Source organism: Actinomyces oris, from assembly GCF_001553935.1.
Taxonomy (GTDB): Bacteria; Actinomycetota; Actinomycetes; order Actinomycetales; family Actinomycetaceae; genus Actinomyces; species Actinomyces oris_A.
In genome coordinates this window covers 290776-307865 of the sequence record NZ_CP014232.1, presented here as the reverse complement: position 1 = coordinate 307865, position 17090 = coordinate 290776, and the positions used below count along the sequence as shown (strand labels likewise).

The window sequence follows — 17090 nt, the reverse complement described above, 5'->3', positions numbered from 1 at the left end:
GGCGCCTAGAGGCGGATCCGGTTGGGCACGAACCGGCAGTAGTAGTCCGTGATGGGGCCGTCGGACTCGCGGATGCCCAGGCCGTAGCACTCGTCGCCCACCATCCATGTGCCCAGGACCGGGCGGTTGTGCAGGCGATCGGAGCCGGTGAAGTCGGGGAGCTTGCAGAACTCCTGGATGACATAGCCCTCGATGCCCCAGCCGCCGGGCTGGACGATGTGCCGGCCCTCCCCGTGCAGCTCGATGTTCGCGCCCTCGCGGGCGTGCAGGGGCTTGATGACGTACTCGGACATGCCCATCGTGTCGTGTCGGGCGCGGGCCTCATCGGGGTACATGTAAGTGGGGATGAGGTTGGGGTGGTTCGGGTAGAGGTGCCACAGCGCCGCGCTGAGCGCCTTGGTGGACAGGAACATCGTCCAGGCGGGCTGGAACCAGTAGTCCGGCTTGAGCGCGCAGATCGCGGGGCCGAACTCCTCGAACATCATCTCCTCCCACGGGTAGAGCTTGAAGATGGCCTCCAGGTGCCTGTTCTTCCCATCGGTGAAGCGGGCGGTCTCCCTGTCCAGCCCGAGCTGCTTCATCTCCACGAGAGTGCTGGTCAGGCCCGCTTGGATGGCGGTGTCCATGAGATAGCCCGTGGTCATGAGGTCCTCGCCGGAGTCATCGGCGTCGGTGTAGGCGAAGTGGTACATGTGGGGGCGCAGGCCGTGGAGGCGCCCGAGGTGGTCGTCGATGCGGCCCCACTGGGCGATGAGCTCCTCGTGGATGCCGTTCCACTGGTCGATGCCGGTCACGCCCGCCTTCAGATGGACGTCCTCGTGCCAGTACCACTGGATGAGGGCGGCCTCCACCAGCCCCGTGGGGGTGTCCGCGTTGTACTCCAGCATCCGGGGCGGCCGCCCGTCGTTGCCCGAGTAGATGAGATCGAAGCGCGAGTAGAGCGAGGGGTCGTCGCGGTCGAGGGAGACCGTGGCGTACTCGATGGCCTCTCGCGGGATGCCCAGGTTGAAGGGCGAGCCCGGCTTGAGCGACTCCTCGGCGAGGAAGCCGGCGGCGTCCTTGGCCATCATGTGGAGGTTCTCGCTGGTGCGCTCCAGGAGGTCGACCTCGTCCATGGTCAGCTCGTAGCAGGCGAACTCGTTCCAGTAGCTCGTGCTGATCCCCGTGGCGGGGTCGGTGGTCTCGGAGAAGACGAGGCCCTGGTGGGCGATGGTGTCGCGCCACCCGGGGCGCGGTGAGGATGGGACGCGCTGCACTCAGGACCCCGATCCGCCCTTGGAGCCCGAGCCGAAGCCCCCGTGGCGGGTGCCCGAGCCCCGCGAGTAGGAGCCCCCTGAGCGGTCCGAGGTGGTGACCTTGCTGCTCGACGACGGCTTGGAGTCGCTGTACCCCGAGGGCACCTTCTGCCCGACCCCGGGCGCGCTCACCGAGGAGCCGCGCGAGATCGGCATGTAGACCCAGTGGGGGTGGGAGTGGGAGTGGGAGGCCGGGCCCGTGTCGTCGTCGCACTTCTTGTCCTCGACGCGCTCCCCCGTGGCGGGATCCTTGCAGACCTTGACGTAGTCGGCGTCGGTGTTGCCGTTGTCGGAGGCGCAGCCGGCGATCCCCCCGATCCACAGCGCCGCTGCGGCGGCGGTGACGGCGGAGACCACGACCCGTTGGCCTTGGATCCTCGTGTGCATCCCTCGTCCTTCCTGCGCCGCGCGGGAACAGGGAGCCCGACGCCATACGGCCCTAGCCTAGGGGCGGGCGCCGCGCTCGACAACGGCGCTGGCACGGCAGCGCTCCCCATGGCCCCCATACGGGGGCCATGGGGCCGCTCAGCCCTGGCGGGCCTTGAGGCGGGGATTCTTCTTGTTGATGACGTAGGTGTGGCCGCGGCGTCGGACCACCTTGGACCCCGGCTGCTTGGCCAGGGACCGGATTGAGGCACGAACCTTCATGCTCAGGCTCCCTTCTTGGCGGCGGTGGCGGGCTTGGCGCCGGGGTGGGCGCGCTTGCCGTAGCGGCGCTCGAACTTCTCCACGCGGCCCGCCGTGTCGAGGATGCGGCCCTGGCCGGTCCAGAACGGGTGCGAGGCGCTGGAGACCTCGACGTCGTAGACCGGGTAGGTGTTGCCGTCCTCCCACTCGATGGTCTCCGACGATGTCAGGGTCGAACGGGTCAGGAAGGCGAATCCGGCGGACTTGTCGCGAAAGACGATGGGCTGGTAGCTGGGGTGGATCCCAGGGCGCATACGAGCTCCTTGGATGGGGGTGAATATGAGAACTGACGTGGTGAACGAATGCCGGCGGCGGTGCTGAGAGGGGAGCGGCTGAGGCTGCGCTGCGCCGCAGGCCCCGGCGGGTGCGGGCCCACAGACCCGCCCCGCCCGCACCCGCCTACCAGGAGGACTTGACGATGCCCGGCAGCTCGCCGCGCAGCGCCATCTCGCGGAAACGCACCCGGGAGGTCCCGGTGACGCGCAGGTGCCCGCGCGGGCGACCGTCCACCGCGTCGCGCCGACGCAGACGAGTGGGGGAGGCGTCGCGGGGCAGCGCGTGCAGTGCCGCCATGGCCTCATCGCGCTCGGCCTGGCTCAGGTGAGGGTTGACCGAGGCCCGCTTGAGCTCGGCGCGACGCTCGGCGTAACGCTCCACCACCTGCTGACGCCGCAGCTCGGCGGCGATCTTGGACTTCTTGGCCATCAGCGCGACTCCTTGTACTCCACGTGCCGGCGCACCACCGGATCGAACTTGCGCAGCACCAGCCGGTCAGGGGTGTTGCGGCGGTTCTTACGGGTCACGTAGGTGTGGCCCGTCCCCGCAGTGGAGACCATCTTGATGATCGGCCGCAGGTCCTTCCCCTTGGCCCCGCTCATGACAGCTTCTCCCCTCGGGCGAGCATCTGAGCCACGACGACGTCGATGCCCAGCTTGTCGATCGTGCGGATGCCCTTGGCGGACACCGTCAGGCGCACGGTGCGCCCCAGGGACGGCACCCAGTAGCGCTTGCGCTGCAGGTTGGGGTCCCAGCGTCGGGGCGTGCGCTTGTGGGAGTGGGAGACGGACCGGCCGAAGACAGGCCGGGCTCCCGTGACTTGGCAGTAGGTGGTCATGACGAGCATGATATAAGAATGATTCTCAGTTTCGTCAACTCTGCTGGAGGACCTCGTGACCGATCCCTCGGATGACTTTGCCGGCAACCGCGCTGACATCCCCGGCTCCCCGGCCGACGGCCGGCACACCTTGGCCGTCATCGGCGCCGTCGACCCCGCCCTGCTGGACCTGGTCGACCTCGCCCTGGCCGGCCAGGACGCCGTCGTCATCCGCGCCGGACTCCACTTCGGCGCCGACGACGATGCCGGCAGCAGCGACACCGATGACGACCTGGTCCGGCTCGTCAGCCACAGCTCGGCCGACGGCTTCGACGACGAGCCGGTGCGCCTCGACGTCCCCATGCCCTACACCTGCCCCACCTGCTCCCTGCGGGAGGTCCTGGTCGCCGTCGCTCAGGACCGCGCCGCCCAGGAGCCGGGCGGCACCACCGTCATCCTCCTGCCGGCGGCCATCGAGCTCGCCCACCTCCTGCCCGGCCTGGCCGAGGAGCTCGCCGGCACCGGGGTGAGACTGGCCGGAGCCGCCCACGTCCTGGACGCCACCACCGCCCTGGACGAGCTCCTCGAGCACCGCCAGCTGAGCGCCTTCCCCGGCGACTGTCGCTGCACGGGCGCCGTCCACCTGACCAACCTCGGCTACGCCGACCTCGTCCTGGCCCTGGGGCGCGACGAGAACCCGGCCGGGGCCGACCTCATCGAGCACCTGCGCCCCCACGACACCCTCCTGCTCCCGGGGCTCGACGCACCCCTCCTGGAGGCCCTCACCTCCCTCACCCACGACGCCGCCGCCTCCCTGAGCCGCATCCACCCCGCCACCACCAGCGCCTGGGGTGGCCCCGACGAGCACGGCGTGTGGACCCTCGACCTCAGCGCCTCCCTGCCCTTCCACCCCGAGCGCCTGCGCTCCCTGGTCGTCGAGCTCGCCGGCCAGGGGCTGTGCGCTCGCGGCTGCTTCTGGCTGCCCAGCCGCCCCGGCCGGGTCTGCACCTGGGAGGTCGCCGGGGGTGCCGTGAGCGTCGGCGACGCCGGCACCTGGGCGGAGGTCCCGGCCGCCCCCGCCGGCGCCGGCGACGACGCGTCCGCCGAGCCCCGCTGTCACCTCGTGGTCACCGGCGTGGGTGACGAGGAGATGCGCGAGCAGGTGCGCCGCGCCTTCTCCAGGATCCTCCTGCGCCCTGAAGAGATGGCCCAGGCCCTGGCCTGGATCGGCGCCGACGACGGTCTGGGCGACTGGTTCGGGCAGGAGGACCCGGAGGGCTGAGCGCTCGCCCCGTGGTGCGAGCCCCTCCCCGAGGCGCCACAGCGCGGCGCAGGACAACGCGGTGCGGCCCGGGACGGGCACGGCTCCGCTCCGGCACGGTAGGGTGTTCCTGTCGCGACTGGCGCCGGGTGGATCACCACCGGGGAGCGGCACGAACACGACTCCGGGGTCGCCCGCCTGGGCCACGGATCGCCCACCAGTGCGCGCACGGCCGCCGCGTCACCGCGGCCTGCGCCTGACACCTGAGGAGAGACATGACCGCGCAAGCCGTCACCCCGTCCCTGAACCAGCCCCTGGCCGAGCTCGACCCCGACATCGCCGAGGTCCTCACCGGCGAGCTCACCCGCCAGCGCGAGACCCTGGAGATGATCGCCTCGGAGAACTTCGTTCCCCGTGCGGTCCTGGAGTGCCAGGGCTCGGTCCTGACCAACAAATACGCGGAGGGCTACCCGGGGCGCCGCTACTACGGCGGCTGCGAGGTCGTCGACGTCGCCGAGTCCCTGGCCATCGAGCGTGCCAAGGCCGTCTTCGACGCCGAGTGGGCCAACGTCCAGCCCCACTCCGGTGCCCAGGCCAACGCCGCCGTCCTCCACGCCCTGGCCACCCCCGGCGACACCCTCCTGGGCCTGTCCCTGGCCCACGGCGGCCACCTCACCCACGGCATGAAGATCAACTTCTCCGGCAAGAACTACAACGCCACCGCCTACGGCGTGGACGAGACCACCATGCGCATCGAGATGGACCAGGTGCGCGAGGCCGCCCTGCGCGAGCGCCCCGCGGTCATCATCGCCGGCTGGTCGGCCTACCCCCGTCACCTCGACTTCGCCGCCTTCCGCTCCATCGCCGACGAGGTCGGCGCCGCCCTGTGGGTCGACATGGCCCACTTCGCTGGGCTCGTTGCCGCCGGCCTGCACCCCAACCCCGTCCCGCACGCCGACGTCGTGTCCACCACCGTCCACAAGACCCTGGGCGGCCCCCGCTCCGGCATGCTCCTGTCCAGCCGCGCCGAGCAGTGGGGCAAGAAGCTCAACTCCGCCGTCTTCCCCGGCCAGCAGGGCGGCCCCCTCATGCACGTCATCGCCGCCAAGGCCGTGGCCATGAAGATCGCCGGCACCGAGGAGTTCCGCGAGCGCCAGGAGCGCACCGTGCGCGGCGCCGCCATCATCGCCGAGCGCCTGGGAGCCGACGACGTGCGTGCCGCCGGCGTCAGCCTGGTCACCGGCGGCACCGATGTGCACCTGGTGCTGGTGGACCTGCGCGACTCCTCCCTGGACGGCCAGCAGGCCGAGGACCTCCTGCACACCGCCGGCATCACGGTCAACCGCAACGCCGTCCCCTTCGACCCGCGTCCCCCGCGCGTCACCTCCGGCCTGCGCATCGGCACCCCCGCCCTGGCCACCCGCGGCTTCGGCGACGCCGAGTTCACCGAGGTCGCCGACATCATCGCCGCCACCCTCGTCCACGGCGCCGCCGGCACCGCCGACGACGAGACCCTGGCCGCCCTGCGCGGTCGCGTGCGCGCCCTGACCGACGCCTTCCCCCTCTACCCGGGGCTGGCCCAGTGAGGGCTCCCTGGAACGGGGCGGCCCGGGTCCTGGACGGCAAGGCCACGGCCGCCGCCCTCAAGGCCGAGCTCAAGGAACGCGTGACGGCACTGCGCGAGCGCGGCGTCACCCCCGGCCTGGGCACGGTCCTGGTGGGGGAGGACCCCGGCAGCGTCAAGTACGTCGCCGGCAAGCACGCCGACTGCGCCGAGGTCGGCATCCTCTCCATCCGCGAGGACCTGCCGGCCACCGCCACCCAGGCCGAGGTTGAGGCCGCCGTCGACCGCCTCAATGCGGATGACGCCTGCACCGGCTACATCGTCCAGCTCCCGCTGCCGGCGGGCGTGGACACCAACGCGATCCTGGAGCGCGTCGACCCGGACAAGGACGCCGACGGCCTGCACCCCACCAACCTGGGGCGCCTGGTGCTGCGGGCCTCGGGGCCCATCGACTCGCCCCTGCCCTGCACGCCGCGCGGCTGCATCGAGCTCATGGAGCGTCACGGCATCGACCTGGCCGGCCGCAACGTGTGCGTCGTCGGCCGCGGGGTCACGGTGGGCCGCTCCATCGGCCTGCTCCTGGGCCGCAAGGACGTCAACGCCACCGTGGACATCTGCCACACCGGAACCACGGACCTGGCCGAGCACGTGCGCCGGGCCGACGTCGTCATCTCCGCGGCCGGCAGCCCCGGCATCATCACCCCGGAGATGGTCGCCCCCGGCGCCGTCGTCCTGGACGTGGGCGTCTCGCGCGTCGTCGATCCGGCCACTGGCAAGGGTCGCATCGCCGGTGACGTCGCCGACGGCGTCGACGAGGTGGCCTCCTGGCTCTCGCCCAACCCCGGCGGCGTGGGCCCCATGACCCGCGCCCTGCTGCTGGCCAACGTGGTCGAGACCGCGGAGCGCTCGCTCTGAGGGACGTCGCCGCTCGCCCGACCGGCCGATAACCTTGAGGCCATGACGGACGAGTCCCACGGCGCCCATCCCTCCCATCCTGACCACCCCACCCATCCGGCTGAGTCGGCAGGCTCCCCGAGCTCCTCGGAACCTGCGCCGACTCAGCCGGAGGTGTGTCCGCCGACCCCCGCGGACACGGCGCCTGTGTCGCCCTCGCCGGAGGCGACCGGCTCCCAGGCCCCGCAGCCGCACGGGACCGGCCTGCGGCGTCGGACCCTGATCCTCGGCGCGGTTGGTGCCGGCGCTCTCATCGTGGGCGGAGCCATCCTGGTGCGCTGCACCACGGGGCGCCGGAGCTCGCCGACGCCCACGGCCACCGACTCGGCGGCCTCGGCCGCCTACCGCCCCGCCTACCACTACAGCCCCGCCACGGGGAATCTCGCCGACCCCAACGGCCTGGTCCTCTACGAGGGCGAGTACCACCTCTTCCACCAGCAGGACGGCACCTGGGCCCACGCGATCAGCCCTGACATGGTGCACTGGAAGCGCCAGGGGACGGCCCTGAAGCACGACGCGCAGGGCCTGGCCATGTCCGGCAGCTGCGTCGTCGACGGCGCCGACACCTCCGGCCTGGTCAAGGGCGGCGGCATGGTGGCCGTCTACACCTCCACCGAGGGCGGTGAGGCCCAGTCCCTGGCCTACTCCACCGACCGGGGGAGGAGCTGGCGGCGCTTCTCCGGCAACCCCGTCATCCCCAACGACGGGCGCAAGGACTTCCGCGACCCCAAGGTCTTCTGGCACGAGGACTCCAAGGCCTGGATCATGATTGTCTCCGCCGGGGACCACGTCTCCCTCTTCCGCTCCACCGACCTCAAGGCCTGGAGTCACGCCAGCGACTTCGGCCAGGGCATCGGCTCGCACGCCGCCGTGTGGGAGTGCCCCGACCTCTTCCCCCTGACCGACTCCAGCGACGGGCGCACCCGCTGGGTCATGACCCTCTCGGTGGGAGCCAACGAGGAGACGGGCGGCTCCACCGCCCAGTACTTCATCGGCGACTTCGACGGCTCCGTCTTCTTCCCCGAGGACCGCGACACCCGCTTCACCGACGTCGGCCAGGACTTCTACGCCGCCCAGAGCTTCGAGCACGTCGAGGGCCGCCGCGTGTGGATGGCCTGGCTGGGCAACTGGAACTACCCCTACTCGCTGCCCACTGGGGACTGGCGCGGTGAGATGAGCATCCCGCGCGAGCTGTCCCTGACCACCGTTGGCGGTAAGCGCACCCTCGTGCAGAAACCCGTCCCCGAGCTCGACGCCCTGCGCGGGCGGGCCACCGACCTCGCCGGCCTCAAGGCCACCGACACGGTGACGGCTCTAGGCTCGGGCCGCACGGTCGAGATCGACCTGACGCTGGATATCTCCCAGGCCTCCGAGGCCTGGCTGGGCCTGGCCCGCGGGGAGGTCGACGGCAAGACCCAGGAGGTGCGCGTCGGCGTCAACGTCTCGGCCGGCACCCTCTACCTGGACCGCACCGACGGCGGGCTCACGCAGGTCGACGGCAAGGACGAGGGGACCACCACCGACTTCGCCCTGCGCCGCCAGACGCAGTACCGCCCCGCCGGCTCCACAGTGCGTCTGCACCTCTACCTGGACCGCTCCAGCCTCGAGGTCTTCGTCGACGACGGCGCCACAGTCGGTAGCCTCCTGGTCTTCACCGCCCCCTCCTGCCAGGAGATCGTCCTGGGAGCCAAGGGCACGGCCACCATCACCTCCGGAAGCCTCACCCCTCTGGCCGCAGCCCTGTAAGGGCGCCGCAGGACTACGACGACGAGGAGGTGGGGCCGCCGGAAGATTCCGACGACCCCACCTCCTGCTCAAGCAGTGACGCTCGGGGCGACGCCTACTTCAGGCGCTGCGGGCGGGTGTCACCGCCGTTGGAGCGGGCCCTGTCGGAGGGGATGTCCGCGAAGCCCCCCAAGCCGTTGGTGCCGTAGGTGCGGTCCACCGAGGTGGTGTCCCCGGAGATGGTGAGCTTCACCGTCGGGGCCAGCGAGCCTCCACGCACCGGGTTGCCGTCCTTGTTGCCGCCGATGGAGTCGATGAAGGACTCCACCAGGCCGCCGGGCATGACGTAGTGCGAGTAGGACTGGAAGGTGTACGGGCTCTGGTTGAAGTCCGGCGAGTAGGGCTTGCCCGGGTTGAAGTTGAGGTTGATGGGGTTGCCCAGCGCGATACCCGTGTTCTGGTTGAGCGGCTTGTAGTCGCTTCGCAGCCCGTCGCCCACGAAGCCGTAGACGCCCTCAGGTCCCTGGAGCCCGTCGGCGTAGGTCTCCCGGTGCGAGATCGTGAACAGGTAGTACTTGCCGTCCTGGAAGTAGATCTGCGGCCGCTCAGTCTGATCGTTGACGCAGTTGCCGCTCAGCAGCGGAGGCAGGTACTCCCACTGGGTCATCGCCTTGTTCTTCGCCCGGGCCAGACCCACGTTGGCCAGCTGGTAGCGGCCGCCGCGCTGGTTGACCGCCTCGACCGTCTCGGCCTTGGGATCGCCCTGCTCGTAGCCGAGGTCCTCCGCGGTGCAGGTGGCCAGAGTGGTGTTCTGCCCGGCCTTGGCCGCGGCGTCGACGTACTGCTGCTCACGGACGAAGGCCGAGTTGCCCTCGAAGACCATGTACTCGGTGGGGTCCGAGGGGTTGTTCTGGTCGCGGAAGGTGAAGGGGTCGCGGAAGTTCACGCCCGGGTTCTGCTCGCGGGTCTGGTAGTACTTGCCGTCCGGGACGAGAAGCTGGTGCTGGGTGCGGAACCCGGTGAGCCACACGCCGCTCTCGTCAGCGTAGATGCGCCCCTCGGACTGCACGATCCGCGGATCGTAGGGCTTGGAGGACCCGCCGTTGCCGTCCTGACCGTAGCCCTTGTCGCCACTGCCACCGGTGGCGGTGTTGTAGAAGGCCACCGAGGTGTAGAACATGCGGATCTTGTTGCCCTCCATGAGGCGGGCCGAGCCGGACCACTCGGTCTGGGCCGTGAAGCTCTGATCCTCGAAGATCGAGCCGGAGGCGCCGTCGGGGAAGACGTGTCCGCCGTAGATCCAGCCGCCGTTGGAGCTGCCTGCGCCGTCGGCCGAGGAGGTCTGCGTGCCGGCCTTGCGGTAGAAGAAGCCCAGTCGCGCGTGGGTGTGGCGGTCGTCGAAGGTGTAGCCGGCGTGCCGGTCGGCCACCAGGGAGAAGGCGATCTCCCAGCCGTTGTAGGAGATCTGGTGGGCGGCTTCATCGGTCAGCGTCCAGGTGTCCCACACCCACACGTCCTCGCTCGTGGCCGGGAAGCCGTTGGAGATCTCCGGCATCGTGACCTGCTCGGGCATCGAGTTGGTGCCCGACGGCGCATTGGGGTTGGAGACGCGCTGGATCTGCATGGCGTCGGCGCGGGTCCACTTGGCGGTGTAGTTCTCCTCGACCCCGTGTGCCGCACCGGTGTGCTTGGTGGCGTTAGCCCAGCCGGGGTTATCGGCCTTGAATCCCTTCGCGTTCTGGGCCGCGGCTCCGCCGGCGGCCTGCTGGTCGCTCTGGCCCGCCTGTGCCTGCTCGGTGGGGCTCTGGCTCGCCTGCGCCTGGTTGGCAGGGGACTGGTCGTTCTTCTGGTCCGCTCCCGCCTCGGGCGAGGCCTCGGCAGTAGCGGTGGCGGTGGGGGAGGTGCTGGGGGAAGGTGCCTCATCGGCGAGCGCAGTGGTGCCGGACCCGGCCACCAGGAGTCCGAGCGTCAGCGCCACGGCCAGTCGTCTGCGACGGGCGCGGAACGAAGTGTGTGTCACGGTCATTGTCCGTACTGTCCTTACTCATGAGGGATGAGGGTGTCAGTGCGCCGTGAGCCTTTGTTATGTGATCTCCCAGGCCCAACCTTAGGAGAACCTGGGGGCGGAGGAACAGGTCTTTGGACCGCTCTGTCAATATCGGGACACTGCCACCAAAGACGTAGCCCCTGCATTCTCAGGGTTTCTTGAGGTTTTCGGCACTTTGGTGACATAGACCACAAGCAAAGGTCTTATCGTCCGGTTATTCTTGAACGCGTTCTCCGTGAGCTGTTCGGTCTCCCATGCCTGTCGGTTCAGGTGGTCGCTCAACGCTGGGCGGCCCCGTGTCTAACGGAGATCCTGTGAGTATCATTCCCATCCGTCTGCGACGGTTATCCGCACCAACATCCGCTCTCCTGACTGCGCTCGCCCTGGCTGCAGCCGGTCCGGCTGTGGCCGCCCCGGCATCGAACACAGCCGGGCAGTCCACCACCTCCCTGCGCAACACCTCCACGGTGAGCGCTCAGAGCCTCGCCCAGATGGTCGCCGGTCCGAAGGCGACAGTCTCCAACGCATCCGTCTCCGGCAAGGACGTCCAGATCGGCACGGTCAAGGGACTGCCTGGTGACGGCAACGCCATCACCGAGGGGGTCGCCCTATCCACCGGCTCCCTTATCGACCCCGATCCCACCGCCGACTCCGACACCGACATCACCCGCTCCGCCGTCCTGGGACCCAACGACGCCCTGGACACCACTGGTGACTTCGGCGTCGTCGAGGACCCGGCGGGACTGGCCAAGGTAGCCGGCACCGACGTCTACGACGAGGCCGTCCTGGAGTTCGACGTCACCGCCACCAGCTCCAACATCGTCCTCTACTACAGCCTCGGCTCCGAGGAGTACGCCGGTGCCACCGAGGGCACCCCGGCCTCCTGGCAGTCGCGCGGATACAAGGATCCGCTGAGCATCCAGGTCAACGGCACCGAGTGCGCCCACGTCCCCGGCACGCAGACGGCCGTGAGCGCCGCCTCGATCAACGAGTCCTCCAACGCCGCCTACTACACGGCCAATGTCTCGGGACACACCCCGGGACAGATCCCCGTGGAGTTCAACGGCTACACCTCCGCCCTGCCCTGCCAGGCCTCCGTCACCCCGGGGCAGAAGGTGCACGTGCGCGTGGCCATCGCCGACGCCCAGGACGGTCAGCTCGACTCCACGGTTCTCCTGCGCACCCAGGGACTGGGCTTCACCGACAAGCCGATCACCGACCCCTGCAACGCCAAGGCCGGCACCTGTGACATCCCCAGCAACGGCAAGGGTTCCAACGGGAACGGATCCAACGGGTCGAACAACGGCAAGGACTCCGCCACTCCGCCCGGTCAGGGCAAGCCGGGCGTGACCGACTACAGCGTCGCCTCGCCCACCGCGAGCCCCAAGAAGACGGTGGCCGGTCTGCCCCTGACCGGAACCCAGGCGCTCTTCCTGGGAGGCATCGCCCTGCTGCTCCTGGCCGGCGGTGGTGTCGCGCTCATGCTGCGCCGTCGTCGCCTAACCGGCTCTGAGACCGGCTGACAGCGAGACTGCGACCAGCAGACGGCTGACGGGGCGGATGAGGCTCTCCTCATCCGCCCCGTCAGTCTGTGTCTGCGGCTCACCGCTGTTGGGCGCTCAGTCCTCCTCCGGCCGGGAGGCGCGACGCGCCGCCAGCTCCTTGGCCAGCATCGCACAGCCCAGGATGCACAGCGGCATGGAGGCCAGCCACAACAGGGTGCTGACGCGGGACAGCAGCGAGGTCTGAGCCAGCACGGGCAAGGCGGCGGCGATGACGATAACCGCCATCCACACGCCGACTCGTCGGGCGCTGCGCGGCGCCCGGGCGTCGTCGGGTTCCATGGCCCGATCCTCTCACCCGGTGATCTCGAACCTGCGCTCATCCAGGCAGCCGGCGTGCAGGTCGGTGACGGTGAGCCGGCGCACCGAGGCCCACCGCGGGCCGCGCCTCAGCCACGTGATCAGCCGGCCCACGGCCTCCGGCTCGCCCTGGGCTGTGACCTCGACGTCGCCGTCGGGCAGGTTGCGGACCTGTCCCACCACCCCCAGCTCCTGGGCGGTGTAGGCGCAGTGGTAGCGGAAGCCCACCCCCTGGACCGTGCCCTGGACCAGGACGTGAACGGTTCTCACGGTGCTGGCACTCCTACCGGCGTCGCTCATGGACCTATCGTCTCAGGCTCAGGGCCGAGCGCGTAGGCTTGCCGCCATGCGTATCGCCACCGTCAACGTCAACGGCATCCGGGCCGCCGCCCGCAAGGGCATGGGGGAGTGGCTCGCCGCCTCCGCCCCCGACATCCTCCTGCTCCAGGAGGTCCGAGCCGACGAGCAGATCGCCGTCGACCTCCTGCCCGGCTACGAGGCCGCCATCTGGCCCTGCCGTATCAAGGGGCGTGCGGGCGTGGGCGTCGCCGTGCGCGAGGGCGGCCCGGCCACTCTCGGCGAGCTGCGCTACGGCGTTGCCGCTGCCGGCACCGAGGAGCCCGACGTCGACTCCGGCCGCTGGCTCGAGGCCGACCTGAGCCTCGCCGGCCTCGACGGCGTCGAGCAGCTCACCGTCATCTCCGCCTACCTGCATTCCGGCCAGCTGGGCACCGAGAAGATGGACCAGAAGTACGCCCACCTCGAGCTCGTCGATGCCCGCATGGCCGAGCTCCTGGCCGCCGCCCGTGATGGTGGGTCCCAGGTTGTCATGGCCGGGGACCTCAACGTGGTGCGCTCCGAGCGTGACATCAAGAACTGGAAGCCCAACCACAACAAGATCGCCGGCGTCATGGATGAGGAGATCGCCCACTTGGAGGGCTGGTTCGCCTCCGGCTGGGTGGACGCCTCGCGCCACCTCGTGGGGGATGAGGAGCAGGGGCCCTACACGTGGTGGTCCCAGCGCGGCAAGGCCTTCGACAACAACACCGGCTGGCGGATCGACTACCAGGTCCTCACCCCCGCCCTGGCCGAGCGGGCCCACAGCGTCACCGTGGACCGGGCGCCCGACTACGCCTCGCGCTGGTCCGACCATGCCCCGCTCGTCGTCGAGTACCGCTGAAGACGCGGCTGACCTTTTCGGAGAGCACGTCGGGGTCGGGTGCCTGTTCGGCCCGACCCCGACGGCCTTTCAGTAGCGGATCGCGTCGATCGGCCGGATGCGGGTGGCCACGATCGCCGGGATGATGCCCGCCAGCGCGCCCACGGCGGTGGCCGCGACCAGGCCGATGACAGCCGCCACCATGGGGAAGGGCGGGGTCGTGGTCACCGGGATGCCCAGGAAGGTGCTCAGCGGCATGAAGCGCATCCCTACGATGGCGATCCCGATGCCGACGACGCCGGCGACCACGGTGGCCACCACCGACTCCAGCATGATGGAGAAGAAGATGCGTCGGCTCGTCGCCCCGAAGGAGCGTCGCACCCCGATCTCGTGGATGCGTTGACGCACGGTCACCAGTGAGATGTTGACCAGGCTCAGGGCCCCCAGCAGCATGACGAACACGCCGGCGGCCGTGACCACCTGGGTGAAGGTGTTCGCGCTGGAGGTGAGGCCACCGCTCTGGAGGTTGTCCTCGGCCTGGGTCGAGCCCTGACCGAAGCGCGCGTCCAGGTCCTTCTTGGCCAGGCTGGCGACCTCCTTCGCGCCGTCCTGACCGGCCCAGATCTCCAGCGTGGGGGCGGGGCGGGCGGCGTCCTTGGGCAGCCAGTGCTCATAGGGCGTGTTGAGGGCGAAGGCGGTCACGGGCTGGGTGCACGGCAGGCCCGCGTCCCGCTCGGGGTCGCCGCTGCAGCCCATGAGGGAGAGGTCCTCCGCCTCCAGGACGCCGACGATCGTGAAGGAGGTCTGCACCGGGGAGAAGGAGGTGATGGTGACCGGCTCGGTGAGCTGCTGGATCCCCAGTGCGTCGAGGAATCCCTGGGTGACGACCATGCTCGGGGAGAGGTCGTCCTCGTCCTGCGCGGTGAACCAGCGCCCCTGGGAGACGGTCTTGTGGTGCAGGAGCCCGTAGCTCAGGCTCACGGTCTGGGTGGGCACGCTCCGAGCGCCGTCGGGGAAGGAGAAGCGCACGTTGGAGGTGTAGGTCGTCGCCCAGGACTTGACCTCGTAGCGCTCGACGAAGCTGTTCATCGCCGAGGAGATCTTCGCCGCGGTCGCAGCGCTGGTCGTGGAGCCTCCGCCCCCGCTACCAGCGCCCCCTGCGGCGCCCGCACTGCCTGCGCCGCCGGTACCGCCCGCACCGTCGCTACTGCCGCCGCTGGCACCTGAGTCTGCGCCGGTGCTCGACTCGGGGGCGTCGTCGGCCTGGAGGGCCTGGTCCAGGCCCTTGCCGGTGGGGCTGACGTTGATCGTCACCGTGCCCGGGCGGCCGGTGTACTTCTCGCTGACCTTGTTGATGGCGTCGACGGAGACCTGACCCAGGGCGATGACGAAGGTCATGGCCGCCACCGCCGCCGCCACGCCCACCAGCGATAGCAGGACCCTCAGCTTGCCGATGCGCAGCTGGGCCCAGGCCTCGACGATGGCGCCGAAGAATCCGGTGAGAATGCCGTTCATGAGGCTCCTTCTTGGCTGGTGGGCGCGGACGGGTAGGGGGATGCCGGAGGGGTGGTGACGACCTCACCGAACTCCTCCAGGCTGCCGACCTTGCGACGCATGACGGAGATCGGGGTGAGGGTGCCGTGATCGAGCCGGTACTGGGTGTGAGCGCGGCCGGCCACGGCCAGGTCGTGCGTGATGATGATGAGGGCGGCACCGTTCTCGGCGCACTGGCGCTCCAGGAGCGTCATGACCGAGTTGCCGGTGTCGACGTCGAGGGCGCCGGTGGGCTCGTCAGCCAGGATGACGCTGGGGCGGCGCGACAGCGCCCTGGCGATGGCCACCCGCTGCTGCTCGCCTCCCGACAGGCGCGAGATGGGCGAGCCCACCTTGTCACCCAGGCCTACGGCCTCCAACAGCTCGGCGGCCCGTGCGCTGCGGGTCCAGAAGGCCCTGCCGGTGTCGTACAGGAGGGGTGCCGCCACGTTCTCGGTGGTGGTCAGTCCTGGGATGAGGTTGAAGGACTGGAAGACGAAGCCGAAGGTCTGTCCCCGCAGGTGGGCGCGGCGGCTCTCCCCGAGCCGGGAGGTGTCGGTGCCCGAGAGCGTGTAGTGGCCCGATGTCGGCTTGTCGATGAGACCCAGGATGTTGAGCAGGGTGGACTTTCCCGTTCCCGAGCGTCCCACGATGGCCACGTGCTCACCGGGGGAGACGCTCAGGTTGACTCCCGTGAGGATGTGCAGGGGCTCGGAGTCGGGGACGGTGAAGGTACGGGTGATCTCCCGCAGCTCCAGCAGCCCGCTCACAGGATCTCCTTGCCTTCGGAGTCGTAGCAGGCGGAGTTGTCCGGCTCGCAGGTGTCCGGTGTCCCGGTGCGGCGCGTGTCCTTGTTGGGGACGAACTGCAGGACCTGCTGGTCGGCCTTGAGGCCGGCGGTGATCTGGATGTTCGTACCGTCCGTGATCCCCAGCTTCACAGCGGTCTTGACCGCCTTGGAGGCGTCCCCGGACTCGGGCACCAGCCACACGAAGCCCGAGCCGACCTTGCCCTCCACAGCGGTGACTGGAACCATCAGGGCCTCTGAGGCGCTGCCGGCGTCAACGCTGATGGTCACCGGCATACCGGCGAAGACCTTCTGGTCGCCGGGAACCGCACAGCGCATCTCCACGCTGGTGCCGTCACCGGAGGTAGTCGTCGTCGAGCCGTCCCCACCGGTGGTCGTGGAGGTGGAGGCCTTGGTACCGACCTTGAGGTTGTTGCACTGGAAGGGCGCCGGGCCCCCCTCCAGGGTCAGGGTCGCGGCAGTGGGAGCGTTGGTGAGCCGGTACTGCTGCGCCGCGCTGACGGTCCCGGTGGCCGAGTAGGTCGCGGGGGTGATGGTGGCCACGACGACGCCGACGCCGGTCTCCTGCTGCTTGAGGACCTTGGGGGTCACGGTGCCACTGACGGGGGCGTAGATCGTGGACCAGGTGACCTTGTCCTCGGTTGGGGTCTGGGTGACGTTGCCGTTCTCATCGGTCTTGGTCACCGGGGGCTGGGACTCGGAGTGCTTGATGTAGAGCAGCGGGTCACCGGCACTGACCTGGGTGTCCTTCTCCACGGCGACCGAGTCCACCACGCCGGCCAGGTCGGCCTGGACCTCGACCGTGGCGTCCTGAACGATGTGACCCTTGACCGAGACCGTGTTGGAGATGTTGCCTTTGGTCACGGGGACGGTCTTGACGTCGGCGGCGTAACCCGGGGAGATGTCAGCGGTCGTACCGTCGCTCTGCGAGGGGAAGAAAGCGATCTTCACCAGGGCGACGGCGACGATCACCGCAATGAGGGTCTTGAGGGCGGGCCAGACGAAGCGCTTCACGGCGTCCTCCATGGAAGGCGGCGGGATCAGAACCGGGAAGGGACCCCGGGCTCCTGATTAATACGCGCAGAGACTACGGCACAGGCGG

19 protein-coding genes and 1 riboswitch are annotated in these 17090 nt (G+C 69.8%); of the genes, 6 read left to right on the top strand and 13 right to left on the bottom strand.

All coding sequences use genetic code 11. The annotated features are described in order from the left end of the window. Positions 1 to 5: 5 nt before the first annotated feature. The 7 genes from AXE84_RS01355 to rpmB form a co-directional block, all read right to left on the bottom strand. Positions 6 to 1256, bottom strand: a complete 1251-nt coding sequence (locus AXE84_RS01355; RefSeq protein ID WP_060956569.1) for a glutathionylspermidine synthase family protein — start codon at positions 1254 to 1256, stop codon at positions 6 to 8. Beyond that, entirely contained in the window at positions 1257 to 1682 is a 426-nt protein-coding gene (locus AXE84_RS01350; RefSeq protein WP_009406036.1) for a hypothetical protein, read from the bottom strand. It abuts the gene before it with no gap. Positions 1683 to 1820: 138 nt separating this feature from the next. Then, a complete protein-coding gene (gene ykgO, locus AXE84_RS01345; protein ID WP_003782012.1) occupies positions 1821 to 1943 on the bottom strand; it encodes a type B 50S ribosomal protein L36 in 123 nt (40 codons plus the stop codon). Between the two features lie 2 nt (positions 1944 to 1945). Then, positions 1946 to 2236 carry a type B 50S ribosomal protein L31 gene (locus AXE84_RS01340; protein ID WP_009405515.1) on the bottom strand — a complete coding sequence of 97 codons (291 nt, stop codon included), beginning with the start codon at positions 2234 to 2236 and terminating at the stop codon, positions 1946 to 1948. A 145-nt stretch (positions 2237 to 2381) separates the two neighbouring features. Beyond that, positions 2382 to 2687: a 30S ribosomal protein S14 gene (gene rpsN / locus AXE84_RS01335; RefSeq protein ID WP_009405772.1), complete on the bottom strand. Its 306-nt coding sequence runs from the start codon at positions 2685 to 2687 to the stop codon at positions 2382 to 2384. Beyond that, positions 2687 to 2860, bottom strand: a complete 174-nt coding sequence (gene rpmG / locus AXE84_RS01330; protein WP_003789591.1) for a 50S ribosomal protein L33 — start codon at positions 2858 to 2860, stop codon at positions 2687 to 2689. The genes rpsN and rpmG overlap by 1 nt, the downstream gene beginning before the upstream one ends. Beyond that, positions 2857 to 3096: a 50S ribosomal protein L28 gene (gene rpmB / locus AXE84_RS01325; protein WP_003789593.1), complete on the bottom strand. Its 240-nt coding sequence runs from the start codon at positions 3094 to 3096 to the stop codon at positions 2857 to 2859. Before rpmB ends, rpmG begins: the two co-directional genes overlap by 4 nt. Before the next feature lie 55 nt (positions 3097 to 3151). Between rpmB and AXE84_RS01320 the strand changes: the two genes are divergently transcribed. The 4 genes from AXE84_RS01320 (at position 3152) to AXE84_RS01305 (ending at position 8600) form a co-directional block, all read left to right on the top strand. Next, entirely contained in the window at positions 3152 to 4357 is a 1206-nt protein-coding gene (locus AXE84_RS01320) for a GTP-binding protein (protein WP_060956568.1), read from the top strand. A gap of 104 nt (positions 4358 to 4461) precedes the next feature. Continuing rightward, positions 4462 to 4547, top strand: a riboswitch (ZMP/ZTP riboswitch). A gap of 64 nt (positions 4548 to 4611) precedes the next feature. Then, on the top strand, positions 4612 to 5922 hold the full coding sequence (gene glyA / locus AXE84_RS01315; protein WP_060956567.1) for a serine hydroxymethyltransferase: 1311 nt from the start codon (positions 4612 to 4614) through the stop codon (positions 5920 to 5922). Beyond that, positions 5919 to 6815 (top strand): bifunctional methylenetetrahydrofolate dehydrogenase/methenyltetrahydrofolate cyclohydrolase, encoded by an 897-nt coding sequence (locus AXE84_RS01310; RefSeq protein ID WP_060956566.1) that lies wholly within the window; start codon positions 5919 to 5921, stop codon positions 6813 to 6815. The genes glyA and AXE84_RS01310 overlap by 4 nt, the downstream gene beginning before the upstream one ends. Positions 6816 to 6857: 42 nt before the next feature. Beyond that, positions 6858 to 8600 (top strand): glycoside hydrolase family 32 protein, encoded by a 1743-nt coding sequence (locus AXE84_RS01305; protein ID WP_060956565.1) that lies wholly within the window; start codon positions 6858 to 6860, stop codon positions 8598 to 8600. Positions 8601 to 8694: 94 nt separating this feature from the next. Here AXE84_RS01305 and AXE84_RS01300 read toward each other — a convergent pair whose 3' ends face one another. After that, positions 8695 to 10605: a glycoside hydrolase family 68 protein gene (locus AXE84_RS01300; RefSeq protein ID WP_060956564.1), complete on the bottom strand. Its 1911-nt coding sequence runs from the start codon at positions 10603 to 10605 to the stop codon at positions 8695 to 8697. A 335-nt stretch (positions 10606 to 10940) separates the two neighbouring features. Here AXE84_RS01300 and AXE84_RS01295 point away from each other — a divergent pair, with 335 nt between their 5' ends. Next, the gene (locus AXE84_RS01295) at positions 10941 to 12149 is read left to right on the top strand and encodes a choice-of-anchor L domain-containing protein (RefSeq protein ID WP_060956563.1); all 1209 of its coding nucleotides are present in this window, start codon (positions 10941 to 10943) and stop codon (positions 12147 to 12149) included. A 96-nt stretch (positions 12150 to 12245) separates the two neighbouring features. On the opposite strand, the gene AXE84_RS01290 is transcribed toward AXE84_RS01295, so the two are convergent. Both AXE84_RS01290 and AXE84_RS01285 read right to left on the bottom strand, forming a co-directional pair. Next, positions 12246 to 12470 (bottom strand): hypothetical protein, encoded by a 225-nt coding sequence (locus AXE84_RS01290; protein ID WP_010614682.1) that lies wholly within the window; start codon positions 12468 to 12470, stop codon positions 12246 to 12248. Positions 12471 to 12482: 12 nt separating this feature from the next. Continuing rightward, positions 12483 to 12788 carry an acylphosphatase gene (locus AXE84_RS01285; protein WP_039776068.1) on the bottom strand — a complete coding sequence of 102 codons (306 nt, stop codon included), beginning with the start codon at positions 12786 to 12788 and terminating at the stop codon, positions 12483 to 12485. Positions 12789 to 12834: 46 nt separating this feature from the next. Between AXE84_RS01285 and AXE84_RS01280 the strand changes: the two genes are divergently transcribed. Continuing rightward, positions 12835 to 13668: an exodeoxyribonuclease III gene (locus tag AXE84_RS01280; RefSeq protein WP_060956562.1), complete on the top strand. Its 834-nt coding sequence runs from the start codon at positions 12835 to 12837 to the stop codon at positions 13666 to 13668. Positions 13669 to 13737: 69 nt separating this feature from the next. On the opposite strand, the gene AXE84_RS01275 is transcribed toward AXE84_RS01280, so the two are convergent. The 3 genes from AXE84_RS01275 to AXE84_RS01265 are packed head-to-tail and all read right to left on the bottom strand — an operon-like array spanning position 13738 to position 17014. Then, positions 13738 to 15162, bottom strand: coding sequence for an ABC transporter permease (locus AXE84_RS01275; RefSeq protein WP_060956561.1), 1425 nt, complete (start codon positions 15160 to 15162; stop codon positions 13738 to 13740). Further along, positions 15159 to 15950: an ABC transporter ATP-binding protein gene (locus AXE84_RS01270; protein ID WP_060956560.1), complete on the bottom strand. Its 792-nt coding sequence runs from the start codon at positions 15948 to 15950 to the stop codon at positions 15159 to 15161. Before AXE84_RS01270 ends, AXE84_RS01275 begins: the two co-directional genes overlap by 4 nt. Next, complete coding sequence (locus tag AXE84_RS01265; protein ID WP_060956559.1) at positions 15947 to 17014, bottom strand: biotin/lipoyl-binding protein; 1068 nt, start codon at positions 17012 to 17014, stop codon at positions 15947 to 15949. The genes AXE84_RS01270 and AXE84_RS01265 overlap by 4 nt, the downstream gene beginning before the upstream one ends. Positions 17015 to 17090: the final 76 nt, after the last annotated feature.

Coding starts and splice junctions, on each gene's coding strand:
- AXE84_RS01305 (WP_060956565.1), top strand. CDS start 6,858: ATGACGGACGAGTCCCACGGCGCCCATCCCTCCCATCCTGACCACCCC.
- AXE84_RS01290 (WP_010614682.1), bottom strand. CDS start 12,470: ATGGAACCCGACGACGCCCGGGCGCCGCGCAGCGCCCGACGAGTCGGC.
- AXE84_RS01300 (WP_060956564.1), bottom strand. CDS start 10,605: ATGACCGTGACACACACTTCGTTCCGCGCCCGTCGCAGACGACTGGCC.
- rpmB (WP_003789593.1), bottom strand. CDS start 3,096: ATGACCACCTACTGCCAAGTCACGGGAGCCCGGCCTGTCTTCGGCCGG.
- AXE84_RS01275 (WP_060956561.1), bottom strand. CDS start 15,162: ATGAACGGCATTCTCACCGGATTCTTCGGCGCCATCGTCGAGGCCTGG.
- rpmG (WP_003789591.1), bottom strand. CDS start 2,860: ATGAGCGGGGCCAAGGGGAAGGACCTGCGGCCGATCATCAAGATGGTC.
- AXE84_RS01350 (WP_009406036.1), bottom strand. CDS start 1,682: ATGCACACGAGGATCCAAGGCCAACGGGTCGTGGTCTCCGCCGTCACC.
- AXE84_RS01285 (WP_039776068.1), bottom strand. CDS start 12,788: ATGAGCGACGCCGGTAGGAGTGCCAGCACCGTGAGAACCGTTCACGTC.
- AXE84_RS01265 (WP_060956559.1), bottom strand. CDS start 17,014: ATGGAGGACGCCGTGAAGCGCTTCGTCTGGCCCGCCCTCAAGACCCTC.
- rpsN (WP_009405772.1), bottom strand. CDS start 2,687: ATGGCCAAGAAGTCCAAGATCGCCGCCGAGCTGCGGCGTCAGCAGGTG.
- AXE84_RS01340 (WP_009405515.1), bottom strand. CDS start 2,236: ATGCGCCCTGGGATCCACCCCAGCTACCAGCCCATCGTCTTTCGCGAC.
- ykgO (WP_003782012.1), bottom strand. CDS start 1,943: ATGAAGGTTCGTGCCTCAATCCGGTCCCTGGCCAAGCAGCCGGGGTCC.
- AXE84_RS01280 (WP_060956562.1), top strand. CDS start 12,835: ATGCGTATCGCCACCGTCAACGTCAACGGCATCCGGGCCGCCGCCCGC.
- glyA (WP_060956567.1), top strand. CDS start 4,612: ATGACCGCGCAAGCCGTCACCCCGTCCCTGAACCAGCCCCTGGCCGAG.